We start from the raw sequence: 13511 nt of genomic DNA, 5'->3' as shown, positions 1-13511 counted from the left end.
GGAGTAGCGTTGATTTCGGGCCTGCCACACCCGTGCGTTCCGACACGACCGGATCCGGCGTCGGATCGCTCCCGCGCAATGCTGTTGCGGCATCCTTCGACGACAGGTGTGTCATGGCCGATCCCACTCCGGAAGAGTCGATGTGTCCGCGTCGGCGGGGCGTTCGCGGTGCACCGGGGGCCGACATCCGGATCCTGGCGGACAACGGAGAGTACTGGCTCACCAACAAGGGGGACCAGGCCATCATCCGGGTCACCGTCCGGCGCCTGCGCGAACGGTTGCCGCACGCGCGTATCGGTGTGCTGACGAATGCGCCGATACTCCTTCGGTCGTACGAACCGGATGCGGAACCGGTGTGTTATCGCCGGGGTGGCGACTGGGCCGATGCGCGCGTCGCCGATGCGTGGGTCGCCGATGCGTGGGTCGGACGGGTGGCCGCCCGGGTCGCGGGGCCCCGCGTCGTCGGGACGACGGGGTGGTTGTGGTCGGGCACGGTGGATCCGCTTCGTTCCGCGGTGCGCTCGGCCCGGAACGGGCTGCGGGCCCGCCGCTCGGCCACCGTCGGCGGAGGCGGTGGTGAGGGTCGAACAGAATGGTACGACGGGTATTTCGATACCCCACGAACCCGCTCGGGTGGGGGGCTGCTGCCGAACGCGGTCGATGACGCGACGATGGTCATCGCGATGGGCGGCGGATACCTCACGGATGTGGACGAGTACCAGGCGCACCGCACGTTGTCGCTGCTGGAGCGGGCGCTCGAGCGCGGCGTACCGACGGCGATGCTGGGGCAGGGAATCGGCCCGATGGACGACCCCACGCTGCGTGCCCACGCCGCGAGAGTCCTGCCGCGCGTGGACCACATCGCGCTGCGTGAGGGTCGTCGGGGGCCGGCGCTGCTGCGGTCGCTCGGTGTCCCCGACGGCCGCGTGGTGGTCACGGGGGACGATGCGGTGGAACTCGGATACCGCGCGCGCACCGAGGGACTCGGCCGGCACCTCGGCGTGTGCCTGCGCATCGCGGGGTACTCTCCGGTGACCGGCAGCGCGCGTGCCGAGGTGGGTCGGGTGGTGCGGTCGGTGGCGGACCGTGCCGGTGCGGGACTCGTTCCGCTGCCGGTGTCGGAGTATCGCAGCGAGGATCGCAGGGCGACGATGCCGCTGCTCGCCGGGTATCGCGCGGAGGGAACACCCCTCGGCAGATTCTCCGGGCCGGAGCGACTCGCTGCGGAGGTGTCGCGCTGCCGGGTACTGGTCACCGGCGCGTACCACGTGGCGGTCTTCGCTCTGTCCCAGGGGATTCCCGTCGTGGGGCTCACATCGTCGCGGTACTACGACGACAAGTTCGGCGGGTTGGGAGCGATGTTCGGGGCGGGCTTCGCGCTCGTCCACCTCGACGACCGGGGGCTACGCGAGGCGCTCGACCGCGCGGTCACGGAACTCTGGGACGCCGCCGACCGAGTGCGGGATCCGCTGAGGGACCGCGCGCGTGCGCAGATCGCGGCGTCGAATGCATCGTTCGATGTCGTCGCGGCGTTGGCATCGGGGTCGCGGGACGAGGCGAGTCGGTCGAATCAGGTGGCGAAGCGGCGCGAATGAGGATCGTCGGTGTGTGCGGCCCGATCGGCGCGCCACATCGATGCGGTGACGGCCCACAGGTCGTGGTCGCGCCGACGACCTCCCACATCGAGATAGTCTGCCATCGTCCCCTCGTATTCGAATCCGACGTACTCGGCGAGGTGTCGGGCAGGCGCGTTGTCGATGCAGATCGCGGCGGAGAGTCGCTCGAGGCAGAGTTCACCGAAGACGAAGTCGAGGAACAGATCACCGATTCCACCCGCGATTCCCCGCCGGGTGTACTCGGAGGACATCCACAATCCGACGTCTGCGGTGCGTGCGTGTCGGTCGATGCGCTCGAGGTCGACCTGCCCGGCGAATCGCCCGTCGATCGACATGGCCAGGTGCAGGGCGACGCCGGCGCGTTCCTCACGGCGCATCCGCAGGTAGAGGTCGATCCAGGCGTTACCGGAATGCCTTTGCTCCCAAGGGAGTTCCGAGCTCACCCAGAACGGTTCGAGAAACTCCCGGTCGTGGATGCGCAACCGGGACCATTCGGGGCCGTCGGCGAGTTGTGGCGAGCGCAGGAGTACGTCGTGCCTACGTCGAGAACTGGTCGTTCGCGATGGATCTGTCGATCCTGCGCAGGACCGTCGGTGCGGTGCTGCGCAGCGACGGCGCCTACTGACGGCGGAACAGGCCGAGCCGAGGCGATCGTCCACCCCGATCGAAGGAGACGGGAACATGCTGTTGGTCACCGGTGGTGCGGGCTACATCGGCACGCACGTCGTACGTGCGCTGGGCGGTGCGGGGCACGACGTCGTGGTCGTCGACGACCTGTCCGACGGGCACCCGGAACTGTTGCCCGACGGGATACCCGTCGAGGTCGGAACGGTCCTCGACACCGATTTCATGATGGACGTGCTCGACATGTACCGCGTCGACTGCGTCGTGCATCTCGCCGGGCGGAAGGCCGTCGACGAGTCGATCACCCGCCCCTCCTTCTACTACCGGCAGAACGTACTCGGCATGCAGAGTGTCCTCGCCGCGATGGTGCGACTGGACGTGCGCCGGATCGTGTTCTCGTCCAGCGCCGCCGTGTACGGTGCCGTCGCCGACGACACCGCCGCCGAGGACGCGCCGACCGCACCTCGCTCCCCGTACGGCCGCACCAAACTGATCTGCGAATGGTTGCTCCGCGACATCGCCGCGGTGGAGGGCATCAGCTGGTCGGCGCTGCGCTACTTCAACGTCGCGGGTGCCGGCGGTCGGGACCTCGCCGACCACGGCGTACACAACCTCGTTCCCCGCGTGTTCCAGGCGATCGATCTCGGCGAGGAACCGACCGTGTTCGGTGACACCTACGACACGCCCGACGGCACGTGCATCCGCGACTACATCCACGTGTCCGATCTCGCCGCCGCCCACGCGACGGTCGTCGACGCGGTGGCGGCCGTGCCGATGTCCGCGATCTACAACGTCGGCTGCGGTCGCGGTGCCAGCGTGCTCGACGTGATGAGGGCGGCCCGGGAGGCGAGCGGCGTGCCCTTCCAGTGGCGGATCGCCGAACCTCGACCCGGTGATCCGGCCCGGGTCGTCGCCGACACCCACCTGATCCGCGACGAACTCGGTTGGACGGCCGTCCACGACCTCGGCGACATCGTCGGCAGCGCATGGGAGGCGTGGTCGGCGGCGAGGGGTGGGACCGGCGCGGAACTCTCGGTGGGGGCCCGCTGACCCCTCGGACCCCCACCCTCCCGGCCGGTGCGGGCGATCATCGCGATCGCCCGCACAGGCGCGTCGACCTGCTGATATCCGGGACGTGTGGAAGATGGAGACGTGCACCCCGCTCCACGACGCCGTCGCTCGACCTGGCCGCTGCTCCTCTTCAGTGCGTTCGTCGTGGTGGTGATCGTCGCGATCGGAACGAACCTGCAGTCGCCGCAGCGACCCCGCGTGGAGATCCCCGACGGCGTACCACCGGCCGCGGGCGCACCCGTCCCGGCGATCGACTTCGACGGACCGGGCCGCACCGCGGTGCTTCTGCGGGACTGGGCCCGACCGCAGGCCGACACACTGGGAATCCCGGTGATCGCACTCGAGGCGTACGGGCACGCCGCGGCGATCCTGACCGCATCGGATCCCGACTGCGGACTCGCCTGGACCACGCTGGCCGGTATCGGCAGCGTCGAGAGCAACCACGGCAGGCACGGGGGAGCGGAGCTCGACGAGGCGGGCACCGCCACACCGGAGATCCGCGGGGTGCCCCTCGACGGCGGACCCGGCCTCGCGGAGATCCGCGACACCGACGGCGGCGAACTCGACGGCGACACCGTCCTGGACCGCGCGATGGGGCCGCTGCAGTTCATCCCCGAGACGTGGCGGCGCTGGGGTGTCGACGCGAACGGCGACGGACGCGCCGACCCCGACAACATCGACGACGCAGCCCTGTCCGCGGGACGTTACCTGTGCGACCGCGGTGGCGACCTGACGACCGCGGAGGGCTGGACCCGGGCGGTCCTCGCCTACAACATGTCGAACGACTACGTCGCGCTGGTCCGCGACCGCGCCGCCGCGTACGGGGTGGGTGTCCGCCCGTGACACCTGCGCCGTGACGTCCGCGCCGTGACACAGTGGGGCGCGCCCGTGCCTCCTCGCCTGGTCGGGACGTTAGGCTGTCCCCAGCGTGCACAACCCGCAGCGCGGCCGTCCATCGAAGGAGAATCAGCCAGTGGCCATCATTGAGCAGGTAGGAGCCCGCGAAATCCTCGACTCCCGGGGCAACCCCACCGTCGAGGTCGAGGTGCTGCTCGAAGACGGAAGTTTCGCCCGCGCTGCGGTGCCGTCGGGTGCTTCCACCGGTGAGCACGAGGCCGTCGAGCTGCGCGACGGCGGCGACCGCTACCTGGGTAAGGGCGTCGAGAACGCCGTCGAGGCCGTCCTCGGCGAGATCGCCCCCGCCATCATCGGCCTCGACGCCACCGAGCAGCGCACCGTCGACCAGACCCTGCTCGACACCGACGGCACCCCCGACAAGGGTCGTCTCGGCGCGAACGCCCTGCTCGGCGTGTCCCTCGCCGTCGCGAAGGCCGGCGCCGAATCGTCCGGCCTCGAGCTGTTCCGCTACGTCGGCGGCCCCAACGCCCACGTTCTTCCCGTGCCGATGATGAACATCCTCAACGGCGGCGCGCACGCCGACACCGGCGTCGACGTCCAGGAGTTCATGGTCGCGCCGATCGGTGCCCCCACCTTCAAGGAAGCCCTCCGGTGGGGCGCCGAGGTGTACCACTCGCTCAAGTCCGTGCTCAAGAGCCGCGGCCTGGCGACCGGTCTCGGCGACGAGGGTGGGTTCGCTCCCGACGTCGCCGGTACCCGTGAGGCGCTCGACCTGATCGGTGAGGCCGTCGCGAAGGCCGGGCTGAAGCTCGGCAGCGACGTCGCGCTCGCGCTCGACGTGGCCGCCACCGAGTTCTACACCGACGGCACCGGCTACAAGTTCGAGGGCAAGGTTCGCACCGCCGACGAACTCGCCGCCTTCTACGAGGAGATCCTCGCCGCGTACCCGCTGGTGTCGGTCGAGGACCCGCTCAGCGAGGACGACTGGGAGGGTTGGGTCGCGTTGACCGAGCGTGTCGGCAACAAGCTGCAGCTCGTCGGCGACGACCTGTTCGTCACCAACCCCGAGCGTCTCGAGGACGGCATCGTCAAGGGCGCCGCCAACGCGCTGCTCGTGAAGGTCAACCAGATCGGCACCCTCACCGAGACCCTCGACGCCGTCGACCTCGCGCACCGCAACGGCTACAAGACGATGATGAGCCACCGGTCCGGTGAGACCGAGGACACCACGATCGCCGATCTCGCCGTGGCCGTCGGATCGGGTCAGATCAAGACGGGTGCCCCGGCCCGCAGCGAGCGTGTCGCGAAGTACAACCAGCTGCTGCGCATCGAGGAGTCGCTCGGCGACGCCGCCCGCTACGCCGGCGAACTCGCCTTCCCGCGGTTCGCCGCCGAGGGCTGATCCGGGCAGATGAACCAGCGCGGCAGATCCCGACCCGGGGCCAGGCGGAACCGCACCGACGGTGCGGCGACGACGCGGCGCCCGGGACGGGCCCGCCCGTCGGGATCTGCCGCACCTGCCGATTCCGCCGGCGAGAACGCGGGTGCCCGGCCCGCCGGCCGCGACGATCCCGTCCACTCGTCGCCGCCCCGAGGCCGTGCCGGCGGCGCCGGTCGTGCCCGGCCGGCCCGGGTGGGCGCGCCGAACACGCCCCGGCGCGACCGGTCCGAACACACCATCCTCGGTCTGTCGACGGGCCGCGCCGTGGTCCTCGCCCTCGTCGTGTGCGGACTCGCACTGACGCTGGCGATGCCGCTGCGCACCTACGTGAGTCAACGGTCCGAAGCCGAACAACTCGCGCAGGAACGCGAACGACTCGAACTCGAGATCGCCGCACTCGAAGACCAGAAGGCACACATCGACGACCCGGCGTGGGTGGCGGCGCAGGCGCGCAGCCGCCTGCAGTTCGTGATGCCCGGCGACATCGCGTACCGAGTTCAGCTCCCCGGCGACAGCGTGCCCGTCGACGATCCGCAGGAACCGCAACGCCGCACCACGGGTGCGTGGTACAGCGACCTGTGGTTGTCGGTGACCGAGCCGCCGCCGGAACCCGAGACCGACCCGGTGCCGCAGCAGATGCCTGTGGCACCCCCAGAAGCAGGAGACATCCCCGGGTGACCGATCCCGTCACGCAGGAAGACCTCGACGCCGTCGCCGCCCAACTCGGGCGCGCGCCGCGCGGGGTGCTCGCCATCGCCTACCGCTGCCCCGACGGGGCGCCCGGCGTCGTCAAGACCGCGCCGAAGCTCCCCGACGGCACCCCGTTCCCCACCCTCTACTATCTGACGGATCCGCGGCTCACCGCCGAGGCCAGCCGCCAGGAATCCGCCGGGGTGATGCGGGAGATGACCGAGCGGCTCGGCACCGACCCCGAACTGGCCGCCGGGTACCTGAGCGCACACCGGTCGTACCTCGCCGAACGCGACGCCATCGAATCACTCGGCACCGACTTCACCGGCGGCGGCATGCCCGAACGCGTCAAGTGCCTGCACGTGCTCATCGCGCATTCCCTCGCGAAGGGCCCGGGCGTGAACCCGCTCGGCGACGAATCGGTGGCGCTCGCCGCCGACGCCGGACTGCGCGGCACCGCGATTCCCGCGGACTGGCCGACCTACACCGAACTGCGCGGGGAGTCGCAGTGAGCGCGGTGCGGGTCGCCGGCATCGACTGCGGCACCAACTCGATCCGTCTCCTGATCGCCGACGTCGACGCGTCCGGTGCGCTCGTCGACGTCACCCGGCTCATGCGGGTGGTGCGGCTCGGGCAGGGGGTCGACGCCACCGGCCGGCTCGCACCCGAAGCCATCGAACGTACCCGGGCGGCGTTGAGCGACTACGCCGACCTGATCCGGGAGACCGGTGCGACCGCCGTGCGGATGGTCGCGACGTCCGCGACCCGCGACGCGAGCAATCGCGAGGACTTCTTCGCGATGACCCGCGAGGTCCTCGGCGCGGTGATCCCCGGTGCCGAGGCCGAGGTCATCACCGGCGACGAGGAGGCCCGCCTGTCGTTCACCGGTGCCGTCGGCGAACTCGACCCCGCCCGGGGTCCGTTCGTCGTCGTCGATCTCGGCGGTGGATCCACGGAGGTGGTCCTCGGCGACGCGAACGACGTGCGCGCCGCGTACTCCACCGACATCGGTTGCGTGCGGTTGACGGAACGTTGCCTGCACGACGATCCGCCCACCGCCGACCAGGTCTCTGCGGCACGAGCTTTCGCGTCGGAGAAGGTCGCCGAAGCGCTCGCACAGGTGCCGGTGGAGCAGGCGAGGACGTGGGTGGGTGTCGCGGGCACCATGACCACCCTCGCCGCCCTCGCGCACGACCTGGACGTGTACGACCCGGAGCGGATCCACCTGTCGTCGGTGCCGCTCGACCGGCTGCGGCAGGTGTGCGACGGCCTGGTCGCCGCGACCCGCACCGAACGCGCCGCGCTCGGGCCGATGCACGAAGGCCGTGTCGACGTCATCGGTGGTGGATCGATCGTGACGACGGTCCTGGCCGACGAACTCGCCGCACGCGCGGGCATCACCGAACTCGTCGTGAGTGAACACGACATCCTCGACGGAATCGCCCTGTCGGTCACGCAACAGGGGTGATTCCGGAGGCCCCCATAGCCCAATTGGCAGAGGCAGCGGACTTAAAATCCGCGCAGTGTCGGTTCGAGTCCGACTGGGGGCACCATCGACGGCGGGCTCCTTCCCGCGGCCGCAACTGTTTCCCGCGGGTGTGATTACCGCCGCGGGAAGCAGTTCGAGCCGCGGGAAGGAGCGTGGGTCGTCCACGACCAACCGCGGCGGAATCGGGTACACGAACGTCGTCGGTGCGGTTAGCTGGGGCGGACAGCGCGTCGGAGCTCCGCGCGCCGTCACGAACCGGCGTCGACGGGACGGGAGAGGGCTGTGGACCTCTGGCAGTACGTCCGGGGGCGCGAGGAGACGCTGCTGTTCCTGACGTACCAGCACGCCTCGCTCGCGTTCCAAACCGTGCTGGTCGGCAGCATCGTCGCCCTGGCCGTCGCGGTGGCCGTCTACCGCCTGCCTGTCGTGTCGTCGCTCACCCTGACCGGCAGCAGGGTCGCGCTGACCATCCCGTCCCTCGCGCTGCTCGCCCTGCTGATCGTGCCGTTCGGCCTCGGCGTCACCCCGTCGTTCCTGATGCTCGCGTTCTTCGCGGCGATGCCGGTGATCGGGAACGCCGTCGTCGGCCTGCGGTCGGTGTCGCCCGCGGTCGTCGAAGCGGCGCGCGGAATCGGACTCGCGCGATGGCGGATCCTCGCGTTCGTCGAACTCCCCATCGCGTGGCCGGTGATCCTGTCCGGGATCCGTGTGTCGACGCAGATGATCGTCGGTGTCGCCGCGATCGTCGCCTACGTTCTCGGTCCCGGACTCGGCTCGCTCATCTTCAACGGTCTGTCGCGGCTCGGCGGTACCAATTCTGTCGAAATGGCCTTGACCGGCACGATTCTCATCGTCGCGGTGGCGTTGGTGTTCGATGCCCTGCTGGTTCTGCTGGGGCGCCTGACGATCTCGAAGGGTTTGCGATGACGCGTGATCACACCCGCGCCGAGCCCGGCGCGACGGAGCGACGCATCACCGGTGCGTCCATCAGGCTCGACGGCGTGGCCAAACGCTATCGTGGACAGGAGAAACCGGCCGTAGAGCGACTCGATCTGGACATCGAGGCCGGTGAGATCGTGGCGTTCGTGGGACCCTCCGGCTGCGGGAAGACCACGACCCTGAAGATGATCAACCGGCTCATCGAGCCCACCGAAGGTCGAATTCTCATCGGCGACCGCGATGTCACCGACGAGAACCCCGACAGGCTCAGGCAATCCATCGGATACGTCATCCAGTCGGGTGGGCTTTTCCCGCACTGGACGGTGGCCAAGAACGTCGGGGCGATACCCCGAGTACTGGGATGGGACCGAGCGAGGATCACCGAACGCACCGAGCACCTCCTCGATCTCGTGGGCCTCGACCCGGACACCTACGCGAATCGGTTGCCCAAGGACATGTCCGGCGGGCAGCAGCAACGTGTCGGTGTGGCGCGTGCCCTCGCTGCCGACCCGCCCGTGCTGCTGATGGACGAACCGTTCGGCGCGGTCGACCCGATCACCCGGGTTCGACTGCAGGACAGTCTCCTCGGTATTCAGCAGGAACTGGGCAAGACGATCGTCGTGGTCACCCACGACTTCGAGGAGGCGACGAAACTCGGCGACCGGGTGTTGATCCTGTCCGAAGGCGGCCACATCGAGCAGTACGCACCGCCCGCGGAGATCCTCGCGAACCCGGCGAGCCCGTTCGTCGCGGAATTCATCGGTTCGGGCGCCACGCTCGCGCAGTTGACGTTGACGCGGGTGCGGGACGTCGAGCACGAACCGGTCGTCACGGCCTCGGTGGGGGAGGACGCCCACGCGGTCCTCGAACGCGCCCGCGCGCGGGGTCACGACCGGATCGTGGCGGTCGACGCGCGCGGCCGGCCGCGCGCCTGGCCCACCCTCGCCGAGGTGGCGACGAAACCGCAGATCTCCGACTACATCGACGGGCGGCTACCGGTGGTCGGTGAGGCGTCCACGCTCAACGATGCGCTCGACACGATGCTCGCGGCGAGTCAGGGCGGTGTCCTCGTCACCGACGGGCGCGGACGTGTGCGCGGTTCGTTGCGGATCGACACGGTCATGGCGGTGATCCGCTCCTACACGGCGGAGGTACGGGCGGAAGACGACGAACCATCGTACGTCTCGCACACCGAAGGTTCCGCGGACGACGGTCGGAGGTCGAGTTGAAGCGCGCAGGACGACTTCCCGTGGACGTGTGGTTCGAGCCGCTGATCATCGTCGTGGTCGGTGTCGGCTATGCGATCTGGTATCTGACGACCTCGTTCACCGAGACCGAGCAGGCGGCGTTGGGCTGGGACAATCTCAGCGCCACCATCGTCGACCACATCGTGTTGACGGTGGTCGCGGCCGCGATCGTGGTGGCGATCGCGGTGCCGCTCGGAATCCTGCTCACCCGCGATTCGCTGAGCCGGCTCAACCCCGTCGTGGTGAACATCGCGAATGTCGGCCAGGCCGCGCCCGCGGTGGGCCTGCTGGTGCTGTTCACGATGTGGCTCGGCACCGGGTTCCGGACGGCCGTGGTGGGGCTCGTGGTGTATGCGATGCTGCCGATCCTGCAGAACACCATCGTCGGGTTGCGTCAGGTGGATCGGCGGGTCGTCGAAGCCGCGCGAGGGATCGGATTCTCGGGCATGCGGACGCTGTTGCGTGTCGAGTTGCCGCTCGCCGTGCCCATCATCCTCAACGGCGTCCGGATCGCACTGGTCATCCTCGTCGGGACGGCGACGCTGAGCACGTTCATCGGTGCGCCGAGCCTGGGGACGTTGATCACCACCGGCGTCACGTTGTTCCTGCCGGCACTGCTGATCTCGGGCGCGATTCTCGTGGCGCTGCTTGCGTTGATCATCGACTGGTCGGGCCGGCTCGTCGAGTTGGTCGCGACCCCGCGGGGACTGACGTGATCCGGCTGCGCGCGTTCCTCGCGGTGCTGGTCGTGCTCGCGGTCGTCGGGTGCGGTCTGGTCAGTTCGTCGGGGTCGTTCCGGCACGCGACACTCCCCGACGGAGACGCACCGCTGGACGGCGCCGCACTCACCGTCACATCCAAGAGTTTCACCGAAGGGGTGCTGCTCGGCAAGATCACGGCGACCTATCTCGCGGCGGCGGGCGCCGACGTCACCGACATGACCGGGGCGCCGGGCGCCGCCCCGTCGCGACAGGCGATGGTCAACGGCGACGCCGACGTCATCTGGGAGTACACGGGGACGGCCTGGGTGACGTATCACGGTATGACCGAGACGATCGCCGATCCCACCGAGTTGTGGGAGCGGGTCCGCGACATCGAGAGGCAGGAGTACGACCTGATCTGGTTACCGCCGGCGAATTTCGACAACACGTATGCCTTCGCGGCGTCCGCGCGGACCGCGGAACGTCTGGGGGTGCGCAGTCTCGACGACGTCGCCGCTCTCCCGGTGGCGGACAGGACGTTCTGCGTCGACGACGAATTCTTCAGCCGTCCCGATGGTTTCGTTCCCATGCTGGAGACGTACGGAATCCCGTACAACACACCGGACGGTGTACCCGCCGGGAACGTGACGAGGATGGACGCGGGTGTGGTGTACACGTCGACGGCGGCGAGTTCGCCGTGCAACTTCGGCATGGTCTACACCACCGACGGGCGGATCAGGAACCTGGACCTGCGGGTGCTCGACGACGACCGGGACTTCTTCCTGCCGTACAGCGGAACGGCGGTGGTGCGCGGGGAGGTGCTCGCCGCCCACCCCGCGATCGCCGACCTGCTGGGCGCGTTGTCGGAACGGCTCACCGACGACGTGATGCGTGAACTGAACGGGCGGGTCGACATCGACGGGGAGGAACCGTCCGACGTCGCCTACGACTGGTTGCGGAACGAAGGGCTCGTGGAGTAGATCAGCCGCGACGTGCCGTCAGCCACTGCTCGAACGGCATGGTGCCGTAGCGGTTGTCCGGTGTCAGGTTCCGGCCCTCGCGCAGGAACCGACCCACCGACCCGGGAACCGGGAGTTCGACCACGAGCGCCCGCGACCCCGTCACCCGCTTCCAGATCTGTGCGAGTTCCCGCATCGGCACGATGTCGGGGCCTCCGACCTCGATCCGGTCGCCGGGTGCCGGATCGAGCGCGGCGTCGGCCAACGCGCGCCCGACGTCCGCCGGCGCGATCGGCTGGAACCGTGCCCCGCGCGCGACCGGCAGCATCCCGACACGCGCGGTCGCCGTGAAGAGCGAATCGATCAGGTTGTGGAACTGCGTGGAGCGGACGATCACGGTGCCGGGGCCGAACGACGCGTGGATCCGTTCCTGTTCGGTGAGCGCCGCATAGTAGGAGAACTGCACGTGGTCCACCCCGACGATCGACAGCAGCACCGTGCGCCGCACCCCGGCGTCGCGGGCGGCGGTGCCGAGGGCGCGCGCACCGTCGGTGAAGATGCGCCGCGTGGACTTCGTGCGGCCGTCGACGGCGCTGACGACGACATCGACGCCCACCAGAGCCTCGGCCAGCCCGGTTCCGGTCGTCAGGTCGCCGGGGGTGTGCACCGCGCCGTCGGGTGGTCGGACGGGGGCGTGTCGGCTCAACACGCGCACGGTGTGTCCCCGGGACACGAGTTCGCCGACGGTGGCGGATCCGGCGGTGCCGGTGCCTCCCACGACCAGAACGGTGCTCACGGGTCCACTCCCATCGGTCGACGACCGGGGCTCGGTCAGGCGCGGGACGAGAACAGCGAGGTGTAGTCGAGCGGCTCGGTGGATGCGGGCTGCGACACCTGTTCGGGCTCGGGGGTCTTCGGGTCGGTCGGTTGCAGGAACAACGGGCCGTAACTGGCGGGTGACTGGCTCATGGGGTCCTCTCGGATACAGCTGTGGCATGGAAGTGAAGGGGTCCGGCGAGGCGCGGTGGCGTGCGCGACGTGATGCGCGGCTCGGCGCAGACGCGACTCGGGGAAAGCATCGACGCTCGCGTCGAAATCGAAGATCAGGTACGCGGGCCAGCCGATACGAACGACCCTACACCGCTCCCGGTCCGGATGCGGGGGCGCGGTCCCGCGCGCCCGGACACACTGCCGGGGAGCAGCTTGATGCGGTCCGTGAGTGCGATCAGGTGTGGGCGGAGCACCGATAGAACCTGTGGGACACTGGCACCGGAAGCGCGAACTGGATTGGTTTGTGCGTGAAGAACATCAAACACCCCAGCTCAGGGGCGCTTTCTTGATTTCGACACGCCGTTACCTGCCCCGAACGTCGGTGGATTGAGGCTCAGTCCGACGTGTGCCGCGGCGTCGCCAACCGACCCGGGCGTACACCCGGCTGCTCGAGGTGATGGATCGTGTGGTGGGAGCTGGTGCGCGAGCTCGGCCGACGCGGGCACGGCAGCGTCCTCCTCGCCCACCACCGGTAGACGGGGGACATCGCAGCCGGGTCGGGTGCGGGCACCGGACGACGGTGAGCGCCCGTGACTGTCGGGGCGTTCACCGTGTCGGTGCAGGTCACTTGTCCTTGAAGCTGTCCTTGACGTCGTCCACGGCATCGGACAACTTGTCGCCCGCCTGTTTGAGACCACCGGATACCTGATCGCCCTTGCCTTCGGCTTCCAGGTCGCGGTCGTCGGTGGCCTTCCCTGCCTTCTCCTTGAACTTGCCGGCGGCTTCTTCCGCCTTGTGCTTGGCCTTGTCGATGAAGTCGGCCATCGATCCTCCTCGGGTCCAGGACACGAGCTTCGTACCCTCGGCGGATACCCCCGTGCGTCGT

Annotated in this window: 15 protein-coding genes and 1 tRNA gene; 12 read left to right on the top strand and 4 right to left on the bottom strand. The window is 69.4% G+C overall.

Going from position 1 to position 13511, the window contains the following annotated elements:
- Positions 1-113: 113 nt before the first annotated feature.
- Entirely contained in the window at positions 114-1595 is a 1482-nt protein-coding gene (locus LDQ05_RS02615) for a polysaccharide pyruvyl transferase family protein (protein ID WP_226435339.1), read from the top strand.
- Here LDQ05_RS02615 and LDQ05_RS02610 read toward each other — a convergent pair.
- Positions 1571-2098: a GNAT family N-acetyltransferase gene (locus LDQ05_RS02610; RefSeq protein WP_308013144.1), complete on the bottom strand. Its 528-nt coding sequence runs from the start codon at positions 2096-2098 to the stop codon at positions 1571-1573. The two genes, LDQ05_RS02615 and LDQ05_RS02610, sit on opposite strands and share 25 nt — an antisense overlap.
- A gap of 199 nt (positions 2099-2297) precedes the next feature.
- On the opposite strand from LDQ05_RS02610, the gene galE reads away from it, so the two are divergent.
- From galE to LDQ05_RS02555, 11 genes are all read left to right on the top strand, one after another.
- Positions 2298-3290: a UDP-glucose 4-epimerase GalE gene (gene galE / locus LDQ05_RS02605; protein ID WP_226435338.1), complete on the top strand. Its 993-nt coding sequence runs from the start codon at positions 2298-2300 to the stop codon at positions 3288-3290.
- A 102-nt stretch (positions 3291-3392) separates the two neighbouring features.
- Positions 3393-4154, top strand: coding sequence for a lytic transglycosylase domain-containing protein (locus LDQ05_RS02600; protein WP_226435337.1), 762 nt, complete (start codon positions 3393-3395; stop codon positions 4152-4154).
- Between the two features lie 130 nt (positions 4155-4284).
- The gene (gene eno, locus LDQ05_RS02595) at positions 4285-5571 is read left to right on the top strand and encodes a phosphopyruvate hydratase (protein WP_226435336.1); all 1287 of its coding nucleotides are present in this window, start codon (positions 4285-4287) and stop codon (positions 5569-5571) included.
- Positions 5572-5802: 231 nt separating this feature from the next.
- Complete coding sequence (locus LDQ05_RS02590) at positions 5803-6288, top strand: FtsB family cell division protein (protein WP_226435335.1); 486 nt, start codon at positions 5803-5805, stop codon at positions 6286-6288.
- Positions 6285-6812: a DUF501 domain-containing protein gene (locus tag LDQ05_RS02585; protein ID WP_226435334.1), complete on the top strand. Its 528-nt coding sequence runs from the start codon at positions 6285-6287 to the stop codon at positions 6810-6812. The genes LDQ05_RS02590 and LDQ05_RS02585 overlap by 4 nt, the downstream gene beginning before the upstream one ends.
- 5 nt (positions 6813-6817) lie before the next feature.
- A complete protein-coding gene (locus LDQ05_RS02580) occupies positions 6818-7768 on the top strand; it encodes a Ppx/GppA phosphatase family protein (protein ID WP_308013146.1) in 951 nt (316 codons plus the stop codon).
- 8 nt (positions 7769-7776) lie between these two features.
- A tRNA-Leu gene (locus LDQ05_RS02575) sits at positions 7777-7853 on the top strand.
- Between the two features lie 218 nt (positions 7854-8071).
- Entirely contained in the window at positions 8072-8716 is a 645-nt protein-coding gene (locus tag LDQ05_RS02570; protein WP_226435332.1) for an ABC transporter permease, read from the top strand.
- Positions 8713-9957, top strand: coding sequence for an ABC transporter ATP-binding protein (locus tag LDQ05_RS02565; RefSeq protein WP_226435331.1), 1245 nt, complete (start codon positions 8713-8715; stop codon positions 9955-9957). Before LDQ05_RS02570 ends, LDQ05_RS02565 begins: the two co-directional genes overlap by 4 nt.
- Positions 9954-10691 carry an ABC transporter permease gene (locus tag LDQ05_RS02560; protein ID WP_226435330.1) on the top strand — a complete coding sequence of 246 codons (738 nt, stop codon included), beginning with the start codon at positions 9954-9956 and terminating at the stop codon, positions 10689-10691. Before LDQ05_RS02565 ends, LDQ05_RS02560 begins: the two co-directional genes overlap by 4 nt.
- Positions 10688-11656 (top strand): glycine betaine ABC transporter substrate-binding protein, encoded by a 969-nt coding sequence (locus LDQ05_RS02555; RefSeq protein ID WP_372461018.1) that lies wholly within the window; start codon positions 10688-10690, stop codon positions 11654-11656. Before LDQ05_RS02560 ends, LDQ05_RS02555 begins: the two co-directional genes overlap by 4 nt.
- Position 11657: 1 nt before the next feature.
- Here LDQ05_RS02555 and LDQ05_RS02550 read toward each other — a convergent pair whose 3' ends face one another.
- The 3 genes from LDQ05_RS02550 to LDQ05_RS02540 all read right to left on the bottom strand — a co-directional run bounded on the left by LDQ05_RS02550 (position 11658) and on the right by LDQ05_RS02540 (position 13450).
- Entirely contained in the window at positions 11658-12431 is a 774-nt protein-coding gene (locus LDQ05_RS02550; protein WP_226435329.1) for an SDR family oxidoreductase, read from the bottom strand.
- 35 nt (positions 12432-12466) lie between these two features.
- Positions 12467-12604 carry a hypothetical protein gene (locus LDQ05_RS02545; RefSeq protein ID WP_226435328.1) on the bottom strand — a complete coding sequence of 46 codons (138 nt, stop codon included), beginning with the start codon at positions 12602-12604 and terminating at the stop codon, positions 12467-12469.
- A gap of 645 nt (positions 12605-13249) precedes the next feature.
- Positions 13250-13450 (bottom strand): CsbD family protein, encoded by a 201-nt coding sequence (locus LDQ05_RS02540; protein ID WP_226435327.1) that lies wholly within the window; start codon positions 13448-13450, stop codon positions 13250-13252.
- Between the last annotated feature and the right edge of the window lie 61 nt (positions 13451-13511).

This window comes from Rhodococcus yananensis (assembly GCF_020515525.1).
Classification (GTDB): Bacteria; Actinomycetota; Actinomycetes; order Mycobacteriales; family Mycobacteriaceae; genus Rhodococcus; species Rhodococcus yananensis.
The sequence above is the reverse complement of the archived record's forward strand: the minus strand, read 5'-3'. Positions and strand labels throughout refer to the sequence as shown.

Coding starts and splice junctions, on each gene's coding strand:
- LDQ05_RS02615 (WP_226435339.1), top strand. CDS start 114: ATGGCCGATCCCACTCCGGAAGAGTCGATGTGTCCGCGTCGGCGGGGC.
- LDQ05_RS02540 (WP_226435327.1), bottom strand. CDS start 13,450: ATGGCCGACTTCATCGACAAGGCCAAGCACAAGGCGGAAGAAGCCGCC.
- LDQ05_RS02565 (WP_226435331.1), top strand. CDS start 8,713: ATGACGCGTGATCACACCCGCGCCGAGCCCGGCGCGACGGAGCGACGC.
- galE (WP_226435338.1), top strand. CDS start 2,298: ATGCTGTTGGTCACCGGTGGTGCGGGCTACATCGGCACGCACGTCGTA.
- LDQ05_RS02545 (WP_226435328.1), bottom strand. CDS start 12,604: ATGAGCCAGTCACCCGCCAGTTACGGCCCGTTGTTCCTGCAACCGACC.